The organism is Mycolicibacterium wolinskyi (genome assembly GCF_002101965.1).
Lineage (GTDB): Bacteria > Actinomycetota > Actinomycetes > Mycobacteriales > Mycobacteriaceae > Mycobacterium > Mycobacterium wolinskyi.
The window spans coordinates 100,395-122,959 of the sequence record NZ_LQQA01000031.1 but is presented as its reverse complement, the minus strand read 5'-3'; the positions used below and the strand labels follow the sequence as shown (position 1 = coordinate 122,959).

The 22,565-nt window shown below is 65.7% G+C and carries 23 protein-coding genes; 11 read left to right on the top strand and 12 right to left on the bottom strand.

From position 1 onward, the window contains the following. Nucleotides 1–567, top strand: coding sequence for a Clp protease N-terminal domain-containing protein (locus tag AWC31_RS28095; RefSeq protein WP_085147543.1), 567 nt, complete (start codon nucleotides 1–3; stop codon nucleotides 565–567). 77 nt (nucleotides 568–644) lie between these two features. Here the strand turns inward: AWC31_RS28095 and AWC31_RS28090 are convergent, their stop codons facing one another. Then, nucleotides 645–1,457, bottom strand: coding sequence for a type IV toxin-antitoxin system AbiEi family antitoxin (locus AWC31_RS28090; RefSeq protein WP_234817030.1), 813 nt, complete (start codon nucleotides 1,455–1,457; stop codon nucleotides 645–647). Between the two features lie 206 nt (nucleotides 1,458–1,663). Then, entirely contained in the window at nucleotides 1,664–2,542 is an 879-nt protein-coding gene (locus AWC31_RS28085) for a 1,4-dihydroxy-2-naphthoate polyprenyltransferase (RefSeq protein ID WP_067849039.1), read from the bottom strand. Nucleotides 2,543–2,589: 47 nt separating this feature from the next. Between AWC31_RS28085 and AWC31_RS28080 the strand changes: the two genes are divergently transcribed. The 5 genes from AWC31_RS28080 to AWC31_RS28060 all read left to right on the top strand — a co-directional run bounded on the left by AWC31_RS28080 (nucleotide 2,590) and on the right by AWC31_RS28060 (nucleotide 6,573). Further along, nucleotides 2,590–2,805, top strand: coding sequence for a hypothetical protein (locus AWC31_RS28080; RefSeq protein WP_067849036.1), 216 nt, complete (start codon nucleotides 2,590–2,592; stop codon nucleotides 2,803–2,805). 6 nt (nucleotides 2,806–2,811) lie between these two features. Next, on the top strand, nucleotides 2,812–3,588 hold the full coding sequence (locus AWC31_RS28075) for an S-methyl-5'-thioadenosine phosphorylase (RefSeq protein ID WP_067849034.1): 777 nt from the start codon (nucleotides 2,812–2,814) through the stop codon (nucleotides 3,586–3,588). Further along, the gene (locus tag AWC31_RS28070) at nucleotides 3,585–4,616 is read left to right on the top strand and encodes an NAD-dependent epimerase/dehydratase family protein (protein ID WP_085147540.1); all 1,032 of its coding nucleotides are present in this window, start codon (nucleotides 3,585–3,587) and stop codon (nucleotides 4,614–4,616) included. Before AWC31_RS28075 ends, AWC31_RS28070 begins: the two co-directional genes overlap by 4 nt. 94 nt (nucleotides 4,617–4,710) lie before the next feature. Further along, the gene (locus AWC31_RS28065; protein ID WP_085147539.1) at nucleotides 4,711–5,742 is read left to right on the top strand and encodes an endonuclease/exonuclease/phosphatase family protein; all 1,032 of its coding nucleotides are present in this window, start codon (nucleotides 4,711–4,713) and stop codon (nucleotides 5,740–5,742) included. 18 nt (nucleotides 5,743–5,760) lie between these two features. Next, on the top strand, nucleotides 5,761–6,573 hold the full coding sequence (locus AWC31_RS28060; RefSeq protein WP_085147538.1) for an alpha/beta hydrolase: 813 nt from the start codon (nucleotides 5,761–5,763) through the stop codon (nucleotides 6,571–6,573). A 1-nt stretch (nucleotide 6,574) separates the two neighbouring features. Here AWC31_RS28060 and AWC31_RS28055 read toward each other — a convergent pair whose 3' ends face one another. The 6 genes from AWC31_RS28055 to AWC31_RS28030 are packed head-to-tail and all read right to left on the bottom strand — an operon-like array spanning nucleotide 6,575 to nucleotide 13,563. Further along, nucleotides 6,575–8,284, bottom strand: coding sequence for a glycerol-3-phosphate dehydrogenase/oxidase (locus AWC31_RS28055; protein ID WP_085147537.1), 1,710 nt, complete (start codon nucleotides 8,282–8,284; stop codon nucleotides 6,575–6,577). Further along, entirely contained in the window at nucleotides 8,272–9,825 is a 1,554-nt protein-coding gene (gene glpK / locus AWC31_RS28050) for a glycerol kinase GlpK (RefSeq protein ID WP_085147536.1), read from the bottom strand. The genes AWC31_RS28055 and glpK overlap by 13 nt, the downstream gene beginning before the upstream one ends. A gap of 25 nt (nucleotides 9,826–9,850) precedes the next feature. Then, nucleotides 9,851–10,192 (bottom strand): DUF202 domain-containing protein, encoded by a 342-nt coding sequence (locus tag AWC31_RS28045; protein WP_085147535.1) that lies wholly within the window; start codon nucleotides 10,190–10,192, stop codon nucleotides 9,851–9,853. Then, complete coding sequence (locus AWC31_RS28040; RefSeq protein WP_234817022.1) at nucleotides 10,189–10,551, bottom strand: YidH family protein; 363 nt, start codon at nucleotides 10,549–10,551, stop codon at nucleotides 10,189–10,191. Before AWC31_RS28040 ends, AWC31_RS28045 begins: the two co-directional genes overlap by 4 nt. Before the next feature lie 5 nt (nucleotides 10,552–10,556). Continuing rightward, nucleotides 10,557–12,185: an arylsulfatase gene (locus tag AWC31_RS28035; RefSeq protein ID WP_207626448.1), complete on the bottom strand. Its 1,629-nt coding sequence runs from the start codon at nucleotides 12,183–12,185 to the stop codon at nucleotides 10,557–10,559. Nucleotides 12,186–12,204: 19 nt separating this feature from the next. Next, complete coding sequence (locus AWC31_RS28030) at nucleotides 12,205–13,563, bottom strand: MFS transporter (protein WP_085147532.1); 1,359 nt, start codon at nucleotides 13,561–13,563, stop codon at nucleotides 12,205–12,207. Between the two features lie 120 nt (nucleotides 13,564–13,683). Between AWC31_RS28030 and AWC31_RS28025 the strand changes: the two genes are divergently transcribed. Further along, nucleotides 13,684–14,490: an IclR family transcriptional regulator gene (locus tag AWC31_RS28025; RefSeq protein ID WP_165766069.1), complete on the top strand. Its 807-nt coding sequence runs from the start codon at nucleotides 13,684–13,686 to the stop codon at nucleotides 14,488–14,490. A gap of 164 nt (nucleotides 14,491–14,654) precedes the next feature. Here AWC31_RS28025 and AWC31_RS28020 read toward each other — a convergent pair whose 3' ends face one another. Continuing rightward, a complete protein-coding gene (locus tag AWC31_RS28020) occupies nucleotides 14,655–15,995 on the bottom strand; it encodes an MFS transporter (RefSeq protein WP_085147807.1) in 1,341 nt (446 codons plus the stop codon). Beyond that, entirely contained in the window at nucleotides 15,988–17,277 is a 1,290-nt protein-coding gene (locus tag AWC31_RS28015) for a lyase family protein (RefSeq protein ID WP_085147530.1), read from the bottom strand. The genes AWC31_RS28020 and AWC31_RS28015 overlap by 8 nt, the downstream gene beginning before the upstream one ends. 187 nt (nucleotides 17,278–17,464) lie before the next feature. Here AWC31_RS28015 and AWC31_RS28010 point away from each other — a divergent pair, with 187 nt between their 5' ends. Both AWC31_RS28010 and AWC31_RS28005 read left to right on the top strand, forming a co-directional pair. After that, a complete protein-coding gene (locus AWC31_RS28010) occupies nucleotides 17,465–18,250 on the top strand; it encodes an IclR family transcriptional regulator (RefSeq protein WP_085147529.1) in 786 nt (261 codons plus the stop codon). 54 nt (nucleotides 18,251–18,304) lie between these two features. Next, nucleotides 18,305–19,423, top strand: coding sequence for an NAD(P)H-dependent flavin oxidoreductase (locus AWC31_RS28005; protein ID WP_085147527.1), 1,119 nt, complete (start codon nucleotides 18,305–18,307; stop codon nucleotides 19,421–19,423). A gap of 30 nt (nucleotides 19,424–19,453) precedes the next feature. Here the strand turns inward: AWC31_RS28005 and AWC31_RS28000 are convergent, their stop codons facing one another. Together AWC31_RS28000 and AWC31_RS27995 are read right to left on the bottom strand one after the other, a co-directional pair. After that, nucleotides 19,454–20,470: a sensor histidine kinase gene (locus AWC31_RS28000; protein ID WP_085147805.1), complete on the bottom strand. Its 1,017-nt coding sequence runs from the start codon at nucleotides 20,468–20,470 to the stop codon at nucleotides 19,454–19,456. Continuing rightward, the gene (locus AWC31_RS27995; RefSeq protein ID WP_085147525.1) at nucleotides 20,467–21,141 is read right to left on the bottom strand and encodes a response regulator transcription factor; all 675 of its coding nucleotides are present in this window, start codon (nucleotides 21,139–21,141) and stop codon (nucleotides 20,467–20,469) included. The genes AWC31_RS28000 and AWC31_RS27995 overlap by 4 nt, the downstream gene beginning before the upstream one ends. A 105-nt stretch (nucleotides 21,142–21,246) precedes the next feature. Here AWC31_RS27995 and AWC31_RS27990 point away from each other — a divergent pair, with 105 nt between their 5' ends. Next, the gene (locus AWC31_RS27990) at nucleotides 21,247–21,906 is read left to right on the top strand and encodes a glycosyltransferase family 2 protein (protein WP_085147523.1); all 660 of its coding nucleotides are present in this window, start codon (nucleotides 21,247–21,249) and stop codon (nucleotides 21,904–21,906) included. After that, a complete protein-coding gene (locus AWC31_RS27985; RefSeq protein WP_085147521.1) occupies nucleotides 21,903–22,565 on the top strand; it encodes a TIGR04282 family arsenosugar biosynthesis glycosyltransferase in 663 nt (220 codons plus the stop codon). Before AWC31_RS27990 ends, AWC31_RS27985 begins: the two co-directional genes overlap by 4 nt.

The window sequence follows — 22,565 nt, the reverse complement described above, 5'->3', positions numbered from 1 at the left end:
ATGTTCGAACGGTTCAGCCGGCACGCCCGTGTCGCCGTGGTGCTGGCACAAGAGGAGGCCCGCGAGCTCGCGGCAAACGACATCCGGCCCGAGCACATCCTGGTCGGCGTGCTGCAGAGCTCAGGTCGCGAATTATCGGCATTGCTGGCCGGATTCGGGCTCACGGCCGATGTCGTGCGCGGGAAGTTGGTCGCCGCCGACGCGCCCGGTGACGAGTCCTTCGATGCCGACGCGGAGGCGCTGCGCTCGATCGGGATCGACCTCCGGGCGGTGCGCGACAACATCAATCAGACGTTCGGGGCCGATGCGTTCGACAATGCGCTGCGCCGGTCCGGGCGCCGCAGTCGACGTCGCGGGCACATCCCGTTCACCAAGCCCGCCAAGAAAGTCCTTGAACTCGCGCTCCGGGAAGCCTTGGTGCACAAGGACAATGTCATCGGATGCGAGCACATCCTGCTCGGCATTCTCCGCGGCGGAGACGATTACACCGTCAGCCTGGTGACCGAACACGTCAGCGCGGAGGATTTGCGTGCCGGCATCGTCGATCTGCTCGACAAGGCTGCCTAGTCACTTTCCCGGCGAGCAGACGTGTGGGTACCCCAAAACGGTGGATTTCGGGTACCCACGCGTCTGCTCGCGATGGGTTAACTTGCTCGTGCCCGGTCCAGCTGTCGCATGACGCCTCGTACCAGGTCTTCTGGATGTCGGCGAATGTCGTCGATCACGGCTGGAATAGTGGTCCAGCCGCATTCCTGTAGCCGCGCGGTCTTGAGCCGGTCATGTTTGAATGCGAGCGGGTCGGCGTGCCATTCCACGCTGTCGTACTCCGCCGCGACTTTCGCGTTCGGCCAAGCGAAATCGACCCGCCAACGTCTGCCGCCGCGATCGATGATCTCGTACTGCAGTTCCGGCATCGGCACGCTCCAGTCGATGAACACCAGGCGCATTTCACTCTCCATCGGGGACTCCGCCCTGCCGTCAGCATGGGGCAGCAGATCACGCACTGCGACAATGCCTCTGCGCCCTTTCTGCTCATGGATCGCGTCATCCAATTCAGCGGCGGTGCAGGCGCCGACGCGCAATGCTGCGTCCAACGTCGCCAGTGCGCGCGGCCTCGGCAGCGCACGTGCGACCTCTACAGCTGTCCACGCCGGTGAGGTCGCGAGCCGGCCTGCCACGCGTTGCAACGGTGCTCCGACGCGTTGATGCACCATCAGGCGCTCGTCCGGTCGGATCCGTACGCCCGGGTCGAGGATGTGAAGGCGCTCGTCTCGCTCGGTGTCGAAACCATAGAGTGCTGCCGCCGTGCCCATGCAGGCCACGATCGAAGTCGACGTCAGCAGGTCCAATGCCGCGAGTCGCTCGAACGAGCCGGGCGGCTGCTGTGCATAGACGCCGCGGCAGACCTTGAACAAGGTTGCTGACCGTACCCGCGACGCGAGGACCTTGCGGGTCATGACCGCCCTCAACTGCGCCGTGGTCGCCACCCCGCCGTTGGCGGCGAATATCTCGTCGAGCAACACGAGTTCGATGGTGGCGTGCCGACCCGCCGGAAAATAAGTAGGCAATCGCAATCTGTGGATAACTGCTGAAACTCACTCCGCGAGCAGACGCGTCAGTACCCCAAAACGGTGGATTTCGGGTACCCGCGCGTCTGCTCGCGCTAGAAGCCGCCGGCCACTCCGAGTGCCACACCCACCGCAACGGCCCACACCAACATCGTCAGCCCGGTGTCGCGCAGCACGGGAATCAGCGCCGCCCCGCCGAGGCCCGTGCGCACCGGCCGGATCGCCCGCAGCGCAAGAGGCAGGGCCAGCAGGCCGACTGCACACCACGGGGTGGCGGCGATCAGCACCAACGTCAGCACGAATGCAATTGCCATCAGCACCTGGAACAACACCCTGGTGCGGGCGTCGCCGAGGCGTACCGCGAGCGTGATCTTGCCGGATTGCGCGTCGGTGGGGATGTCGCGCAGGTTGTTGGCCACGAGGACCGCCGACGACAGCGAACCCATGACCACCGCGGCCACCACGCCGACCCAGTCGATGCGCAGCGCCTGCGTGTACTGCGTACCCAGTACCGCGACCAGGCCGAAGAAGATGAACACCGCGACCTCGCCGAGACCCAGATACCCGTAGGGCTTCTTGCCTCCGGTGTACAACCAGGCTCCCGCGATGCACACCGCCCCGACGACGATCAGCCATGGCGCGCTCACCGCGGCCAGCACGAGGCCGGCCACGGCGCCGACGCCCAGGCTCAGCAGTGCCGCGGTCAACACCGCGCGCGGTGACGCCAACCGCGAGCCGACCAGCCGCAACGGCCCCGACCGCACGTCGTCGGTGCCGCGGATGCCGTCGGAGTAGTCGTTGGCGTAGTTGACGCCGACGATCAATGCCAGCGCGACCACCAGTGCCAGCAACGCCTTCCACCACACCGCCGCGCCCAGCCAGGCGGCCGCGCCGGTCCCGGCTATCACCGGCGATATCGCGTTGGGCAATGTGCGTGGACGGGCTCCCTCGATCCACTGCGCGAAACTGGCCACGCCGCCATCGTATGAGCCGGGGTATGAGCCGACCTACACTGAGCCTCATGAAGGACCAGCTCAGCAAGACCGAGATCGGTAAAGATGTGCTGCAGGAGTCCGTCGAGGCGGTGGCCTCGACGGTGGGGGAGGTCGCCACGATCATCACCACCGCGGTGAAGGACGTGGCGTCGGCAATCGGTGGTCTGGCGACGGATGTCTTCGAAATCCGGGACAGCGCCCGAAAAGCCCGTGAGGCGCAACTCGAGGACGAGACCGAATAACGCTGCATGCTCGGAGTCATCGGCGGTAGCGGTTTCTATTCGTTCTTCGGGTCCGACGCCAGGACCATCAACCTCGACACCCCCTACGGCGTACCGAGCGCACCGGTCACCGTCGGCACGGTGGGCGAGCACGAGGTGGCGTTTCTGCCTCGACACGGGGTGAAGCACGAATACTCACCGCACACCGTGCCGTACCGCGCCAACATGTGGGCGTTGCGTGCGCTCGGGGTGCGGCGGATCTTCGGCCCGTGCGCGGTCGGCAGTCTGACCGCCGAGCTCGGCCCGGGCGCGATGGTGGTGCCCGACCAACTCGTCGACCGCACCAGAGGCCGCAGCGACACGTATTTCGACTCCGGGGGCATCCACGTCGGCTTCGCCGATCCGTACTGCCCGTCGCTGCGCGCCGCCGCGGCCGGTCTGCCCGATGTCGTCGACGGCGGCACGATGGTGGTGATCCAGGGGCCGCGGTTCTCCACCCGCGCGGAGAGCCGCTGGTTCGCGAGCCAGGGCTTCACGTTGGTGAACATGACCGGATATCCCGAGGCTGTTCTCGCTCGCGAACTCGAGATGTGTTATGCATCAATCGCTTTGGTCACCGATCTGGATGCGGGTATCGAGGCCGGTTCGGGTGTGACGACTGTCGATGTGTTCGCCGAGTTCGAACGCAACATGGTGCCGTTCAAGAAGCTCGTGCACGAGGCGCTGGAGGCGGTCGAGGTCGAGCGCACGTGCACGCACTGCCTGGCCCACGACGGTGTGAAGCTGCCGTTCGAGTTGCCGTGAGAGTTCTGCTGACGGGTGCGGCCGGGTTCATCGGAACCCGTATCGCCGCCGCGCTGCGGACCGCCGGGCATGAGGTGATCGCGGTCGACGCGATGCTGGCCGCGGCTCATCGTGCCGGCACCGAGCCGCCCGACGATTGTCAGGTGGTCGACATCCGCGACGCCACCGCGCTGGCCCCGCTGCTGGAGGGCGTCGATGTCGTGTGCCACCAGGCCGCGGTGGTGGGGGCCGGGGTGAATGCGGCCGACGCGCCGTCCTACGCCAGCCACAATGACTTCGGCAGCGCAGTGCTGCTCGCCGAGATGTTCGAAACCGGTTGCGCGCGACTGGTGTTGGCGTCGTCGATGGTCGTCTACGGGCAGGGCGGCTACGACTGCCCCTCGCACGGCCCGGTCGAACCACTGCCGCGGTCACGCACGGATCTGGACAACGGTGTGTTCGAACATCGTTGCCCCGTCGGCGGGGAACCGTTGCGGTGGCGGCTGGTCGGCGAGGACGCTCCGCTGCGCCCGCGTAGTCTCTACGCGGCGAGCAAGACCGCGCAGGAACACTACGCGCTGGCCTGGTCGGATGCCGCCCGCGCATCGGTCGTCGCGTTGCGTTACCACAACGTGTACGGCCCGGGGATGCCGCGCGACACGCCGTATTCGGGGGTGGCCGCGATCTTCCGGTCGGAGCTGGAATCCGGCGATGTGCCAAGGGTTTTCGAAGACGGGGGGCAGATGCGCGATTTCGTCCATGTCGACGACGTCGCGGCGGCGAACGTTGCCGCGGTCGAGGCCACCATGGACGGGTTCAACGCGTTCAACGTGTGCTCGGGCCGGCCGATCTCGATCATGGACGTGGCCACACAACTGTGTGAGGTGCGTGGCGCGCCCGCACCCGTCGTCACCGGCCAGTACCGCACCGGCGACGTCCGCCACATCGTGGCCGATCCGGCGCGCGCCGCCGAAGTCCTCGGCTTCCGGGCCGCAGTGGATCCCCGTGACGGGCTGACGGAGTTCGCGTTCGCCCCGCTGCGCGGTTAGCGCCGGGTGAACAGCACGCCGCGGGTGGAGGAATGTTTCTCCACCGCTCCGTTCTCGCGCACTCGAGTGACGACGGCGCGGGTAGGCAATGAGTATGGACCTCAAGCGATTCAGCGTCGCGACCTTCAACCTGTTCAATCTGCAGGATGCGGGCAAGGAGATGCACCGCGGCGCCGTATGGACCGACGAGCAGTTCAAGAAGAAGGCGTGGTGGACGGCGTGGCAGCTGGAAACGCTGGACCCCGACATCGTCGGCTTGCAGGAACTCTGGAGCAGAACGGCGCTGGAGAAGGTGCTGGCCGCCGGTAGCGGCGTGTTGAAAGACCGCTACGACGTGCTGGCCAAACCGGCGACCGGCAAGAAGATCGTCTGTGCCGCGTTGGTGCGCAAGGGATTGCTCAAGGGCGAACCCCATTGGGAGGACAAGTTTCCCGACGCGGTGAAGCTGCAGTCCTCCGACGACGCGAACGATCCGCAGGCCCCACGCATCAACGTGACCATCAACCGGTTCTCCCGGCCGGTGCTGAACTTTCAGGTCCAGCTGCGCGACGACGAACCGGCCACCGAAATCTATGTCGTGCATCTGAAGTCCAAGTTGCCGACGGCGATCAGCGGTGAAGCCTGGTTCGATGCCGACCCGGACGTCTACCGCCCTCACCAGACCGCATTGGGGCAGGCGATCTCGACCATTCGCCGGACGGCGGAAGCCACCGCGGTGCGGGTGATGCTCACCTCTGTCATGAAGGACTCCACGACTCCGGTGATCGTGCTGGGTGACATCAACGACGGCCAGCACAGCAATACTGCGAACATCCTGACCGAACAGCCCCGGTATCTCGTGGGCGAGGCAGTCGGCGGCGCGGACGTCGGCCTCTACACCGCCCAGACGTTGCAGGAGTACCGCGACACCCGCGACGTCTACTACACGCACGTGCACCAGGATCTGCGTGAATCGCTCGACCACGTCCTCGTCAGCGAGCAGTTCTACGACAACAGCCGCAAGCGCCGCTGGTTGTTCGACCGTCTGGTGATCAACAACGATCACCTCAACTTCGACAATCAGAAGGATGTCGGCACCGGAGATCACGGCGTGGTGAAGGTAAGTTTCAAGCATGACCCCGCCTGAGGTGCGGCCGCGGGGCTGATGCGCCGGTGGCTCGCGGTCGTCGCTATCGTCGCGCTCGTGACGACTGGCCTGCTCGCCGTGCTGTTTTCCGCGCAGCGGTGGTTCATCTACTTCCCGTCGCCCGGCCCGGTCCCGTCCGCCGCGACGGTGTTGCCGGGCGGCCAGGATGTCGAGCTGACCACCGCCGACGGAAAACGATTGGGAGCCTGGTACTTCCCGGGACCGACGCGGTCGGCGGTGCTGGTGTTCAACGGCAATGGCGGCGACCGGTCGATGCGCGCGCCGCTGGCCGTCGCCCTCAACCGGATGGGGATGTCGGTGCTGCTGTTCGACTATCGCGGCTACGGCGGCAACCCGGGCCGCCCGACCGAGGACGGGCTGGCCGCCGACGCGCGGGCCGCGCAGAAATGGTTGACGGCCCAGCCGGGTGTCGACCGGGTCGCCTACTTCGGTGAATCTCTGGGCGCGGCGGTGGCGCTCGGGCTTGCGGTCGAAAAGCCGCCGACCGCGTTGGTGTTGCGATCGCCGTTCACCTCGCTCGGCGATGTCGCAGCAGTCCATTACCGATGGCTGCCGGTGCGGCGCCTTCTGCTGGACCGCTATCCGTCGATCGAGCGGATCCCGTCACTGCCGGCACCGCTGCTGGTCATCGCCGGCGATCACGATGACATCGTGCCGACCGCGCTGAGCAGGCAGTTGTACGAGGCTGCGCCCCAACCCAAGCGTTGGGTCGTGGTGCCGGGAGCCGGTCACAACGACCCCGAGTTGCTCGACGGGCACCGGATGGTCGGTGAGATCGAGCGGTTCTTGTCGGAGTCGGGTTTGACATAGTTCAGCCTGGGGTGACGACGGTGACGTCGGTGACGGAGCTGCGTAGTTGGTTCGCACTGGCGTCGTCGGCCGCTGCTTGACTGGCGAGTTCGGCCTCGACCCGAGTCCGGTAGTGCGCAATCTCGCGGTTCCGTCGCCGCGCATCCCACCTGAGCTCCGCGGCCATCAGATCGGCCACTTGCGACGCGGCTAGCAGTCCACGGTCGGGCGTGTCGATCGAAACGTGGGTCCGCCGGGTGAGGACATCTTCGAGGTGCAGCGCTCCCTCATGGGTCACTGCGTAGACGATCTCGGCAGCCAGATGTGTTGGTGCGCCATCGACGGGTTGCAGAAGCTCTGGTCGCCGCGCGGCCGGCGCGAGTACCTCACTCGCCAGCGCCCCATAGCGGCCGAGTAGTGCGCGTACCTGTGCGTCATCGAGGTTCCAGGTGCGGCCGATCAGTCGTGGGCAGTCAGCAAGTTCGCGATATCCGTGGGCGCCGACCAGCGGTGTCTTCGACGTCCGGCTTTCCGGTACCCGGGGTTTGGCGAGCCGAAAGGCGGCATCGACGGCATCTTTCGCCATCACCCGATAGGTCGTGTATTTCCCACCGGCCACGACGGTGAGCCCGGGCTCGGGTTGTGCGACCACGTGCTCGCGCGACAAATTCGCGGTGTGTTCGGCCTGTCCGGCGACCAATGGACGTAGGCCCGCGAATACGCCGATGATGTCGGCTCGCGTGATCGGCTCGGCCAGTACGGAGTTCACCGTGTCGAGCAGATAGGCGATGTCGTTGGCGGAGGCAGCGGGATGGGCGCGGTTTCCGTTCCAGTCCGTGTCCGTCGTGCCGATCAACCAATTGCCGCCCCACGGGATGACGAAGAGGACCGACAACGCGGTCCGTAGGATCAGTCCGGTTTCGGAATTGATTCGGTCGCCCGGTACCACGACGTGAATTCCCTTGCTGGCCCGAACTGTGACAGCGCTGGGCTCGGGACTGTCCATCAGCAGATCGCCTGACCATACGCCGGTGGCCAACAGAACCTGCCGCGCCCGGATCAGGTGGCGCTCCCCGTTAATTCGATCTTCTGTCACGGCACCGACGACTCTGCCGTTCTCCCTCAGCAGCTCGGTGGCCGCGGTTCGGGTAGCCACGGCGGCTCCGTATGTAGCTGCGGTCCGCGTGACTGCCAACGTGAAACGTGCGTCATCGACTTGCGCGTCGTAGTACTGCAAGGCACCGACTAGGCTGTCGGGTCGCAACGACGGCGCCTGGCGCAGTGCGTTCGCGCGGGTGAGGTGCCGATGGAAGGGGAGACGGCGGCCGCCGAGGAGCGCAAGGGTGTCATACAGGGCCACCCCTGCGCCGGTGTAAAGCCGTTCCCACCCACGGTGTTTGAGGGGATAGAGGAAGCGCACCGGCCGCACCAGGTGTGGCGCGAGTTCGTGTAACAGCAGTCCACGTTCCTTCAGTGCTTCGCCGACCAGGCGGAACTCGAGCATCTCCAGATAACGCAGACCCCCGTGGATGAGCTTGCTGGACCTGCTCGATGTCCCCGACGATATGTCACGCGCCTCGATCAGTCCCACGTCCAAGCCCCGGGACGCCGCGTCGAGCGCCGCACCGGCACCCACGATTCCCGCGCCGATGACCAGCAGGTCGAGGGTGTGGTTCGCCATGGTGTGAAGCGATGCCTGTCGCTGGTTTTCGTTGAGCGCTACCGAATGCATGTATCGACCTTCCTCGACTCCCGTTGTGCGTCTTCCACCCAGCACAGGCTCCGCTCGACAGCCTTGGACCACTGCCGCATCGCGCCGCTGCGCTTCTGTGCCGACCACTCAGGGGTCCAGGTGCGCGCCGCCGACCACATCGCCTGCAGCGCAGCAGTATCCGGCCAGATTCCGACAGCTAGGCCGGCTGCATACGCGGCGCCGACCGCCGTCGTCTCGGGGATCGCCGGCCGGTGCACGGGAACGCCAAGCAGATCTGCCTGCATCTGCATACACAGCTCGTTGACGGTGACGCCCCCGTCGACCTTCATGGCGGTCACGTTCCGCCCGCACGCGGTCTCGATTGCTTCGAGCACGTCGCAGGTCTGGAAACAGATGCTCTCCAAAGCCGCACGCACGAGATGTCCGGACGTGCTATTCCTGCTCAACCCGACGATGACCCCGCGGGCGTCCGGACGCCAGTGCGGCGAGAACAGGCCCGAGAACGCCGGCACCAGATAGACACCGCCGTTGTCGCTCACCGCTCGAGCGATCCGCTCGGAGTCGTCCGCGGTCGCGATTATCCCGATCTCGTCACGAAGCCACTGGATGGTCGAACCGGCATACGCAACAGCACCTTCCAACGCGTAGACCGGTTTGTCGCCGCTCAACTGGTAACCGACTGTGGACAGCAGCCCACCGTCGGTGCGGACGATGTCGTGACCGGTATTGACCAGGACGAAGTTGCCGGTGCCGTATGTCGTCTTGGTTTCGCCAGGGTCGAAGCAGGCCTGCCCGACCAGGGCAGCCTGTTGATCACCCAGGACCGCGGCGATGGGCACCCGCGCGCCGAGCGGTCCGCTGGCCGATGTTCGTCCGAACCCGTCGGGGTCTGCCGATGCGGCGATATTCGGCAGCGCGTTGTCCGGCAATCCGAACAACTCCAACAGATCGCGGTCCCAGGACAAGGTCTCAAGGTCCATCAGCATGGTGCGACTTGCATTGGTGACGTCGGTGGCGTGTACTCCGCCGTGTGGGCCTCCGGTGAGGTTCCACACTAGCCAGGAGTCGATGGTTCCGAACAGCGCCTCACCGGATTCGACTGCAGAGGCCAGTGTTTCATCGGTGCGCAGCATCCAAGCGAACTTGCTGGCCGAGAAGTATGCCGATGGCGTGAGGCCTGTGCGGTGCCGGATGCCGGTCGCCAGATCGCTCTCGGCCATCTGCTGCATCCGGGTGGCCGTCCGAGTGTCCTGCCACACGAGTGCGGTGCCGAACGGGCGGCCGGTCGACCGATTCCACGCCACAGCGGTCTCGCGCTGGTTGGTGACGCCGAGAGCGGCTAGGTCGGTTCCGGTCAGGCCTGCGGCGGCCAGTGCTTCGGATATCACCTGCCGGGTGTTGTGCCAGATCTCGGTCGCGTCGTGCTCGACCAGTCCCGGTCCGGGTAGTAGTTGGCGGTGCTCGCGTTGTCGCATCACCATCGGTGTTCCGCCGCGGTCGAAGATCACGAAGCGCGTGCTGGAGGTCCCTTGATCCAAAGCGCCTATGTAATCTGCCATCTGCTTCTCCTTCAGGGAGGTGGGATCATCGGCAGCCGTCGACAGTGCCGAGAAGGTGTGCCGCCACCAGCGCGACGATCAACAACGCGATGAGGAGTTTGAAACGCCCATCGCGGGTGTCCGCCGGACCCAGACGTTCAGACGTACCTGCCTGAGCCGCAACGACAATCGCGAGCGCGGTGGCGGCGAGTGCCAGGACGATCGTGAGCACCTCCGCCACGCTGCCGCCATGGCAGGACAGCGCGAACCGTAACGACGCCAATGCGGCCACCACACAGGCCAGCGCGGTTCGTCGCCACGCCAGGGATGTGCGGGGCCCGGCCATGCCGTCGTCGTCGACCGTGCTGTCGTACATCTGTGCGGTCATGCTGTCGCGAAGCCCAGGCCCAGCAAGCCCGCGACCAGGAGCAGTCCGGCGACCAACGTCAGTGTCATAGTTGGCGCAGGAAGCGGTTCACGGCGCCGCAACGCCCGCTCCACCATCGCCCATCGCACCCACGAGACGACCGCGATCACACCGCTCAATACGATCAGCACGACCGCGGCGGAATGACGCGCCGGAACATCCAGTGCCGAGGTCACGACATCAAGGGCGAAAGCTACCAGTGCCAGTGCCAGAGCCGTCCTGACCCAGGCCAGAAATGTGCGCTCGTTGGCCAGTGTGAAGCGGGGATCGGGCTCATCGCCATGGCGGTAGACGAACCGGGGAAATCGTTTGTCTGTCACCCGCGTCATTCCTCGGGCAGTCCGCGCCCACGTTCGGCGTAGATCTGCAGGACGCGTTCGCGGGGGATGACGCCGCACCGGTCCGCCCAGTGCTGATAAGCCGCCTCCAATTGCTCGACGAGCTCGGGATGTGCGGTCGCCAGGTCGTGCAGCTCAGTGCGGTCCGCCTCAATGTCGTACAGCTCCCAGGGATGGCGGTACTTGCGAACCAGCTTCCATTTCCCCCGGCGCACAGCGCAATTGCCCTCGTGCTCCCAGAACAGGTCCCGGTCGGTGTCGGCCTCACCGCGCAGCACTGGCAACAGGCTGCGGCCTTCGAACGGCGGGATTGGCCGGCCGTTGCGGTGAGTCGGTTCGGCCGCACCGGCTACCTCGGCGATGGTGGGTAACACGTCGACGAGTTGGCTGGGTACCTCGCAGAGGCTTCCCGCAGCGTCGGCAAGGCCTGTCGGCCAGTGCACAATGAACGGGGTGGAAATGCCGCCTTCATGGACCCAGTGTTTGTACTCGCGGAACGGCGTGTTGGACAGGTTGGCCCAAGCCCGGCCGTAGCTCTGATACGTCTCCTCGGGGCCGGGGCGCAGACCCGGCACGTTGCCGGGTACCACGGGTCGGCCGGTCCGGGAGGTCTCCCTCAACGGAACGAATGCCGTCACAAAGTCTTTCACTGATTCCGGCGGCATCTCCTCGGCGCACCCACCGTTGTCGGAGAGGAACACCACAAGAGTGTTATCCAGGCGACCGCTGGCTTCGAGCTGGTCGAGCACCTTGCCGATGCCTTGGTCCATGCGGTCGATCTGTGCGGCGTACACCTCCATCCGGGACGCCTGCCACTCCTTGTCGGGGGTGTCCTCCCACGCCGGCACCCGTTCGTCGCGCTCGGTCAGCTGCCATGCCGGGTCGATGATCCCGGCCTTGATCAACCGCTCCAATCGCTGTTCGCGCAGCTTGTCCCAACCGTCATCGAATCTGTTGGTGTACTTGGCGATATCGTCGCCATGCGCGTGTAACGGCCAGTGCGGCGCGGTGTAGGACAAGAACATGAAGAAGGGGTTGTCGGGTTGGTCGGCCTCGTGCTCGCGCAGGAACTGCACGGCGTTGTCGGAGATCGCATCGGTGTAGAACCAGCCCTCGGCGGCCGCTTCGTCCTCGATGTTCTTTTCGTCGCGAACAAGTGTCCTTGGTTGGTAGAAGCTGCCTGCTCCCTCCAACGTGCCGAAGAACCGGTCGAATCCACGTCTTGTCGGCCAGGCGCTGTTCGGATTGTCCATGTCCACCGCGAGGTGCCACTTGCCAGACAGATAGGTGGCGTAACCCGAGTCCTTGAGCACCTCGGCGACGGTCGCGCAGTCTTCGGAGAGGTTGCCTTGGTAGCCGTCGGGTGTGTCGTCGAAGTTCAGGATCCCGATGCCTACCTGGTGCGGGTGCAACCCGGTGAGAAGTGACGCACGGGACGGACTGCAGCGCGCGGTGTTGTAGAACTGCGTCATCTTCACCCCGCCTTCGGCCAGGCGGTCCAGCGCCGGGGTGTTCACCTCGCCCCCGTAGCTGTTGATATCCGAGAAGCCCATGTCATCGGCCAGGATCAGGAGCACGTCGGGACGACGGCCTGCAACGGAATTGGTTTGTGTCACGTGTGGATTCCTTCTGATATCAGTTGGCCGGGGTGGCTGAGAGATCGGTGTCCGGGAGTTCATCCTTGCGACTGATGAGCTGGACGTCGTTGATGTCGCGGTTGTGGGTCTCAGGCAGGAAATAGAGGGACACCAGCGTGATGGCGGCCATCGCCATCACGTAGACGGCCACCGGCCAGACGGATCCGGTGAAGTGCGACACGAGGGAAGTCGCGATGAGGGGCGCAACGGCACCGGTGGGGATGACCCCTATCTGGTAGACGATCGACATCCCCGAGTAGCGAACCCGGGTGGGAAAGACCTCGGCGAACATCGCGCCCTCAGGGCCGAACATCATGCAGGCTGCGATGCCCCAGCCAATTACGACGCCCAGCGTGATGAGGTAGGCATTGCCCGTGGTGACGAGCCAGAAGATCGGGAAGGCGCTCACGAATGCGATTGCGGCCCCGGTGCCGAACACCGGCCGTCGGCCGATGCGGTCCGACAGGTGCCCGGCGGCGAGGATGACGGCGAAGCCGACGGCGGCGGCCACCAGTAGGGCGTTGAGGACGATCGACTTGTCCAAATGCAACACGGTCACGGTGAAGGTCAGCAGGAACGCGTTGTAAACGTTGAATGTCACGCTTTCCGACACGCGAGCTCCCATGGCGAGCAACGTCACCTTCGGATGCTTGGTGAATACCTCGATCAGCGGCAACTTGGCTTTCTCGTCGGCAGCCTCAAGCGATTTGAACGCCGGTGGCTCCTCGATCTTCATTCGGATCACGAGGCCGACGATTACGAGGACGATGCTGATCAAGAATGGGATGCGCCAACCCCAACTTTGAAATGCCTTGTCGGGCAATGAGGTGACTGCCGTGACAGCGACTGTCGATGTCAGCAGGCCGATCGGCACGCCTAACTGGGGCCAGCTGGAATACCATCCTCGCCGTCCATCTGGCGCGTGTTCGACGCAGAGCAGAACCGCTCCGCCCCACTCGCCGCCGAGGCCGATACCTTGCAGCATCCGCAGGATCAGCAACAGGATCGGAGCCGCGACGCCGATGCTCGCGTAATTCGGCAGGAGGCCCATCGCAAACGTGGACAGGCCCATGATCAACATGGTGAGGACGAGCATCTTCTTGCGCCCGATCCGGTCGCCGAAGTGGCCGAAGATGAATCCGCCGAGGGGTCGGGTGACAAAGCCGGCGGCGAACGTGCCGAACGCGATCATCGTGCCGACGAGCGGGTCGAATTCCGGAAAGAACTGGCTGTTGAACACCAGCGCCGCCATCGTGCCGTAAAGGAAGAAGTCGTACCACTCCACAACGGAGCCGAGCAGGCTCGCGCCCGCGATTCGGCGGATTGATGTTTCGCCTGCGGACTTCGAGTGGCCCATGTGTCGCGCTCCTTTGCACTTGCCACCGTGGCTACTGTCCCGTAAACTGGGACAGTAAGTTGTCTTGTGGGACACTTAGTTTCTATTGTGGCGGCAGCCACATGTCAAGAGCGGGGTGTTGTGGATCGTCCGGAAGGCCTGCTGCAGCGTGCGGTCTGCATCCTCGATGCGCTCGCAGCGGCGCAGCACTCGAAATCTGTACGGACTCTTGCCGAGGAGACCGGATTGTCGAAAAGTGCAGTGCAGCGCATTCTTACTGACCTCGTCGCCACCGAGCTCGCATCGCAGGATCCGACTACGCGGCAGTATCACCTGGGTGCTCGCACCCTCGCCCTCGGGATGGCCTACCAGCGCCGGGTGGACGTGCGTCAGGCGGCCCTGCCGCACATGGCCAGGCTCAGGGACAGCACAGACGAAACCGTCGGAATCTCGGTGGGTCTGGCCGACCAGGTGCTGCACGTCGATCAGGTGGAAAGTGAATCCACGCTGCGGGCGCACTTCGATATCGGGCGGCCGCTGCCGTTGTGGAGTGGTGCGCCCGCACGATTACTGCTCGCGGTGCGCAGCGAAGACGACATCCGACGTATCCTCTCGGAGCGGCACGGCACAGACCTCACACCAGTGAACCCGCCCAGCACAGAGGCTTTGATCGAGGACGTCCGCGCCGTGCGCGCGGCGGGTTACGCGTGTGCGTTCGAGGAGACGCTGCCAGGCGTGAGCACCATGTCGGTTCCGGTGTTCGGCGCGGCCGGTGAACTGACTGCGGTGTTGTCTCTCACCGCCCCCAGCATCAGGTTGACACCACAGAGGGTCGACGAGCTTCTACCTGAGGTCCTGCGCACCGCCGCGGCGATCAGCGCCGATCTCGGCTATCGACCGGGCGTCAATGGCGCTGCGTTGCAACCGCCTTCGGGCCCAATACATTGACCCAAACTGGTTCTTCCGACTAACGGCGAAGGCGAAGTCGTGTGCCATCTCACGCCGGATGTGGCACACAACCTCACTCGGTGGACGCCCAGGTTAGTGGGCTTTCGAGGCCGCGGTGGGTCCCGGCGACTGGCTCGCTGAGTTCCCCTTGCACCGCTGCGGGGTTAGCGTCTTGTCACCTTCGACGCAATCGCGTTGAGCGACTCATGCCGCGTTTCGGGGGCCCAGGCCCAACAGGCGAATCCGCCGATTGCCAGGACAGCGACGCAGCCGACCAGGGCAACGTTGACGTCGTAGTCGGCGACGACGATCGGCAACAGGAAGGTGCTGACTGCTGACCCGATCCGACTGGCCGCAACGGCGATCCCGACCCCGGACGCCCGCAGATCGGTGGGAAACAGCTCTGGCGGATAGACGAACTCCAGGTTCACTGCGGCGGCGAGTACGAGTGCGAAAAGGGCGAACAGGGCGACCTTCACCGCGGAGTTGGTGTCAGAAAAAATGACGAGCGCGGCCAGTAGACCGGCACCCACGAAGAATGTTCCGATCAAGAACGAACGCCGTGTGATCCGATCGATCACCAGAAGTCCAAGAACCGCGCCGACGAGCAGGAAGATGTTGTAGGCGGCGCCTGCACCCAGTTTGCTCGTAACCCCGAGCGACTCCATCACCTGAGGCGAGAACGTCCCGAGTGCGAAGAATGGGATGACTTGGCAGATATAGAACAAGGCTCCCACCATGGTGCGCTTGCGGTACTTCGGCGTGAACAGGGCGCTGATATTTCGTCGCGGTGGATTCGGCTCGATCGCGGGTGGGCGAACATTGGCACCGAGATGGCGCGAGACGACGGCGGCGGCCTCCGCGGTGCGCCCGTGCTGGGTGAGCCACAGGGGAGATTCGGGGACGCCGAGTCGGAAGCCGAGGATAAGCAGTGCGGGCACTGCGCTTGCGGCGAGCATGTATCGCCAGGATTCGCCTTCAATATTCGTCAGCAGGAAGCCGACGAGGTAAGCGGCGACGTAACCGCCGGCCCAGGCGACTGCGAGCAGGCTCATCAGTCTGCCGCGAAAACGGCGGGGGGCGTGCTCGGTCACGAGGGACTTGCTGACCACGTAGTCGGCGCCGAGCACCACGCCGATCAGCAAGCGCAGAGCCAACAGTTGGGACGGTGACTCGATGAAGAACTGGACTGCCGACAATGCCGCGAAGACGAGCATGTCCCAGGCAAAGATGTGCCGGCGCCCGAGGCGGTCCGCGATCGGACCGGTGACAACGGCGCCGAGAAACAGGCCGGCCAGGGTCGCGGCGCCGAGGAGGCCGATCCACAAGGGCGTCAATCCCAGGGCGCCGGTGGCCGAAGTGATGACGATCCCGATGATGCCGAGGATGAAACCGTCGCTGAATTGTCCGCCGGTGCCTGCGATCGTCACGCGGATCTGGAAACGGGTGAGTGGCGCATCCTCGTAGTCGACAAGCCGAACCGTTTGTGCCGCAACGTCAGACATGTCGATCTCCATTCAGTCCGCTGGTGGAGAGGTCGTTGTTGCGGTACCGGAGCGTCGCGGCGTCATACCCCCTGGCTGCGGCGAGTGTCACCCAACTGTCGAGGGCGGCGGATAGGTTTTCTTCTCGGCGTTGGCCGTCCCAACTGATTCCGCTGATGCAGCGGCGAGCGAAAGTTGTTGCCGCGGCTGCAAGGTCATCGAAGATGGTGATGAGAGCGTCGATGATCACCGGCTCCATCACGTTGAGCTCGAGTTCACCTGCAGCGACGGCGAATTCCACCGTGTGAGCCGCACCGCGGATGCGATAACTGAGTTGCATCACGTACTCCGGGATTGCCGGGTTGACTTTCGCCGGCATGATCGACGAACCAGCCTGCACCGCAGGGATGTTCAGATCGCCCAGTCCGCCCGCCGGGCCGGACGAGAGCAACCGGATGTCGGCGGCTACCTTGGCCATCGTCAGCCCGGCACGGGCCCCGGCGGCGGCCACCGCCGCATACGGGTCCAGGTGCGCGAGGGCGTCGAAGGGATCCACGGCCGGCTCCAGCTGCCGGCCGGTGAGGGAGACGAGTTCGCCGATGGCGAGTTCCCGATAGCCGTCGGGCGCGCCCACGCCCGTTCCGATCGCGGTCGCTCCCAGCGGTACGGAACTCATGGCTGCGGTTGCCGAGCGAAGGTCCTCGCAGGTGCGGCGGATCGCCGCGGCTTGTGCCCGGTGTGATTGGCCGGCGGTCAGGGTGACCGCGTCTCGCAAGCATGTGCGTCCCAGGTGGGGGGTGACATCGAATTCGGCGGCCTTGTCATCCAGGGCGCGCGCCAGCTCGTCGAGCGCCTGCACAGGGTGCTCGACCAGGTCGAGCACCGTCAAAGCCATCGCTGTGGGATATGTGTCGTTGGTGGATTGGGATGCGTTGACGTGGTCGTTCGGATGCACTTCCGTACCGGCCAGCTGGCTGGCACGGGCTGCGATGACCTCGTTGACGTTCATATTTGTCGTCGTGCCACCGCCGCCGAGAAGCAGCGCCGACGGGAACTGGTCCGCATGATGCCCGGCGGCGACTTCCTCGCAGGCTGCGATGATGCCGTCACGTTGCGCGGAGGCCAGTACGCCGAGGGAGTGGTTCGCCTGTGCGGCGGCGAGTTTCACCAGGGCATAGTTGCGCACGAACGCCGGCACGTCGCCGAACGTGCGGCCCGGCGCAGTGAAATTCGCCAGTGCCAGAATCGTCTGCTGCCCGTACAGCGGTTGATCCGCCTTCGGTGTCTGGTCGGTTGACGGCATTGAGTTCGACTCCTCCCGAGTGACGCGGCCCACAATTCCTGTGGCCTGTGCGGGACGACGTTATGCAGCCAAGGCACTGCTGCATACAATCCGTGCTATGGCAGCAACACTGAGACTTGGTTATCTGCGGTATTTCACGCTTGGGGTCAGAATGTTGTTGTTGTGAGAGCAACAGGTGTTTACTCGTATGAGTGACTCGGGCCCGGAGAGAGTGGCGGCCCTGATACGCGCGTTCGGTCACGGTGACGGACCCAACGTCGAGCACACCGTCAGTGACCTCGCCCGCGCTGTCGGACGTGAGCGCAGTCAGGTCTCGCGGATGCTCAAAGCCCTCGAAAGGGGCGGGCTCGTCGAGCAGAACGCAGAGTCGAAGGCCTACCGACTGGGCTGGGCGCTGCTGGTCCTCGCCGCGGGCGCGGGAGACACGCCTCTGCTGCGGGCCGCCCGGCCAGTCCTGCAGACGCTGGTCGCACGGACCAGCGAAGTGGCGCTGCTATCCGTGCAGCAAGGCAACAGATCGCTGACGGTCTTGCGGGAAGAGTCGCACCAGTCGCTCCGGGCAGGGGGATGGGTCGGACGCAGTTCGCCGATGCACTGCTCTGCTTCAGGACGGGCGTTGTTGTTCGACAGCGACGACGCCTTGGTGGCCGACCTCACCGCCGACGATCTCACGAGTCCGATCTCCACGCGCGGAGCGCCGAAGGATCTCGACGAGCTGCTCGAAAGGCTGCGCATCGAGCGTGGCCGGGGCTATGCGGTCGCCAGCGAAGAGCTTGAGATCGGGCTGACCTCGGTGAGCACCCCGGTCCGCGACCGCAACGACACACTGGTTGCCGTCATCAATGTTTCTGGCCCCACCTCCCGGCTCATTCACCGGGTGGACGACATCGCCAAGTTCCTGCTCACGGCGAGTGTGGCGATCAAGCGAAACCTTGAATCCACGCGGCCGCCGGTTCCGCGACGACGTCGATAAAAAACCGAATACGTACTCGCGTCTCGATGAACGAATACGGTCGATACTGACGGGGTGAAACCCGCGATCTGTGAGCAGTTCGGTATCGACTTTCCGCTCTTTGCCTTCAGCCATTGCCGTGATGTGGTGGCCGCGGTGACGAATGCCGGTGGCTTCGGTGTCCTCGGCGCCACCGCCTACACCCCCGAACAACTCGACCGGGAGTTGTCCTGGATCGACGAGCAGGTCGGTGGCAAGCCGTACGGCGCCGACATCATCGTGCCGGCGAAGTTCGAAGGCAAAGGGGAGAACCTGTCTCGCGGCGAGCTCGTCGACCGGATTCCCGCCGAGTACCGCGAGTTCGTCACCCAACTGCTCGTCGACCACGGCATCGAACCGGAGGCCAAGCAGCGGACGGGTGGGTCGATGCTGTCCGGCGACACCGGCGCCGAACTGTTGCAGGTGGCGATGAGCCATCCGATCAAGCTGATCGCCAACGCACTCGGGGTGCCGCCGGATTACATGATCGAAGCCGGTCGTGAGCACGGGGTTCCGGTCGCGGCCCTCGTGGGTGCGCGTGAGCACGCCGTCAAACAGGTGCAGGCCGGTGTCGACCTCATCATCGCGCAGGGCACCGAGGCCGGTGGGCACTGCGGCGAGGTGACGACGATGGTGCTGATCCCCGAAGTGATCGAGGCCATCGACGGCGCGGTGCCGGTACTGGCCGCGGGCGGCATCGTCACCGGCAGGCAGATGGCGGCAGCGGTGGCGCTGGGCGCTGCCGGGGCGTGGACCGGATCGGTGTGGCTGACCACCGAGGAGGCCGAGACCGCGCCGCACACGGTGCAGAAGATGCTGGCCGCCACGTCCCGCGACACCGTGCGTTCGGCGGGGCGCACCGGAAAACCTGCGCGCCAGCTCGTTTCGGAATGGACCGACGCCTGGCTGCCGAACCAGGGCGGGCGCCAACCGTTGCCGCTGCCGCTGCAGAACATGTTGGCCGAACCGGTGATCCGGCGCGTCGACGTGCTTGCCGCACAAGGGCATCCGGGAGCGCAGGCGCTGGCCACCTACTTCGTCGGCCAGGGTGTGGGTCTGATGAACAAGGTCAAGCCGGCTCGTGAGGTCGTGCGCGAGTTCATCGAGGACTACCTGGCCGCGACCGAGCGGCTGAGCAACTCATTGCCCGACTGACGCGCGCGATGTGAGCGCGCGAAGCGAACGCTAAGCCGCCAAGGGCAGCCGCACCTCGAACCGCGCACCGGTGTCGAGATTGCGGGCCGACAGTGATCCGCCGTGTGCGTGTACCAGGCCCGCGGCGATCGCCAGACCCAGCCCCGACCCGCTGGGCAGCGACGAATCCGCGCGCGGCACACGGCCGTTCGAACCGCGGTAGGCCACATCGAAAACCCGTGGCAGGTCGGCCTCGTCGATGCCGACACCGGTGTCGTCGACCCGGGCCCATGCCGTGCCGTCGTCGGATCCCACGGTCAGGGTGACACTGCCGCCCTCCGGAGTGTGTGCGATCGCATTGGCCACGAGATTCGACAGCACCCGAACCAGGGCGCGGTCGCTTCCGAAGACATGGACCGCGCTGTCGGGCAGCCCGGCGGTCAACTGAACGCCCGCGCGCTGCGCCGGTATCCGGTGGGCGGCCAACACATCGTCGACCACCTCGTCGAGGGCCACCTGCTCGCGTGTGGGCTGGACCGCGCCGGCGTTGATCTTCGACATCTCGAACAGGTCGTCGACCATTTCGGACAGCCGGATCGATTCCTGCTCAATGTGTTTCGCTTGGATGCGGACCTCGTCGTCGGTGACGACGCCGTCGGCGATGGCCTCGGACACCGCACGGATGCCGGCAAGCGGCGTGCGCAGATCATGGCTGACGAACGCGACCAGCCGGCGCCGCGACTGTTCGGCGGCTCGTTCCGAATCGCGGATCTCCTGCTCCCACACCGTGCGCCGGGCCTGATAGCGGGCCAGCATGACGGCCGCTGGGATAGTCACCACCGACACGATCACGAGCACTACGGCGATCCGCTCGAAGTTCTCGGTGATCATGAAGCCGCTGGCGCCGATGACACCGGCGAACGTCGCCAGCGTCGGGATCAACACGAGCGCCACCATGCTGACGGCAAGCGACCAGGTCCGCGCCAGCCGGATGATGATCGCCCCGGCCACGACCACCGGAACCGAACACGCCAGCGCCCACCCGACGATCTCCCAGAAGTCGGTCACGGGCTGCTCCACAGATAGCCCCGGCCCCACACCGTCTGCACCCGGTGGTGGTCGCCGAGCTTGGCGCGCAGCCGTTTGACGTGGACGGTGACGGTGGACAGATCGCCGAAGTCCCACCGCCACACGCGCTTGAGCAGGTCTTCGCGGGTGAACACGGTGTCGGTGTGCGTCAGGAAGAACACCAGCAGATCGAACTCGCGGTTGGTCAGGTTGATCGCTTCCCCGCCCACGGTGACCGAGCGGGCCGCCGTCGACACGTTGAGCTCGCCCACCGCGAGTTCCATCGGCACAGGCGCGGTCGAACCCGTCGTCCGGCGCAGCACCGACCGAACCCGCAACGCCAGCTCACGCGGGCTGAACGGTTTGGTCAGATAGTCGTCGGCACCGGCTTCGAGGCCGGCGATGCGGTCGTCCTCCTCGCCGAGCGCGGTCAGTAGGATCACCGGCATGCTGTAGTCGCCGTGCCTGCGGAGTTCGCGGCACAGCGACAGCCCGTCCGACCCGGGCATCATCACGTCGAGCACCGCGACGTCGATGCGCTCGCTGCCGAGCAACCGCAACGCCTCGGTACCGTCCTCGGCGATCGAGACGTCCAGGCCGTCACGCTCCAGGTACCGGCGCACGACATCGCGCACGACGGTGTCGTCGTCGGCGATCAGCACGCGGGTCATAACCATCGAGGCTAGCCGCGCGGGGCCGCTACCAGCGCCGGTGTCACGGTTTCGTCACCGCTTGCCCATGGTGCCCGGCGCGGGTTGCGGCTTACGGTCGCTGACATGGCCCGCCAACCGGCCCAGGTGACCGTCGTGCTGCCCTGCCTCGACGAGGAGCAGTCGCTTCCCGGGGTGTTGGCCGCCATACCCAGCGGGTATCAGGCTCTCGTGGTCGACAACAACAGCATCGACGACACCGCGGCCGTGGCCCGGCGACACGGTGCTGCAGTGGTGTCCGAACCCCGGCCCGGCTACGGATCGGCAGTGCACGCCGGCGTGGTCGCGGCGACGACGCCGATCGTGGCTGTCCTGGACGCGGACGGATCGCTCGACCCGGGGGAGTTGCCCGCGTTGGTCGCCGAACTCGACCGCGGTGCGGACCTGGTGATCGGCCGCCGCCGGGCGGTACGTGGACTGCGCTGGCCCTGGCATGCCCGGCTCGGGACGGCCGCGGTCTGCTGGCGGCTGCGGCAGCGGTACCACCTGCCGGTGCACGACATCGCGCCGATGCGGGTGGCCCGCCGCGATGCGCTGCTGAGCCTCGGCGTGACCGATCGCAGGTCGGGGTACCCGCTGGAGTTGCTGGTGCGGGCGGCTCAAGCCCGCTGGCAGGTGGTCGAACTGGATGTCGCGTACGGTCCCCGCACCGGCGGCAAGTCGAAGGTGAGCGGTTCGATACGTGGCAGTCTCATTGCCGCGCTGGACTTTTGGCGGGCCATATGACTCTGCCGGTCACCATTCTGGTCGTGGCAAAGGCTCCGGTTCCCGGGGTGGCCAAGACCAGGTTGGCGGCGGGCGTGGGTGCCGAGGCGGCCGCCGACATCGCGGCGGCTGCACTGCTCGACACGCTCGACGCGGTGGCGCGTGCGCCGGTATCGCGGCGCATGGTGGCGTTGACCGGCGACCTGGGACAGGCTCGCCGGGAAGGCGAAATCAAAAGGCGGCTGGATGATTTCATCGTCGTCGCGCAACGCGGCGACGGCTTCGCCGAGCGGTTGGTCCATGCCCACGAGGACGCCGCATGTCCCGGAGTCCCCGTGCTGCAGATCGGTATGGACACCCCGCAGGTCAGCGCCGGGCTGCTCGCCGACTGTGCACAGGCGTTGATGGATACCGATGCGGTACTCGGTATGGCGTTCGACGGCGGGTGGTGGGTGCTGGGTGTGCACGAGGCGACGACGGCTGCGTGCCTCGGGACGGTGCCGATGTCGCGTCCGGACACCGGGGCTGTAACGCTCGCCGCGTTACGCGGCACTGGGATAGCCGTGAACCTTGTCCCCGAACTCGCAGACGTCGACACGCTCGCGGATATCGACGTGGTGCGCAACGCCTGCGCGCCGGACAGCCGATTCTCCTGCGCCACCCGTGCGGCAGGGGTGTGA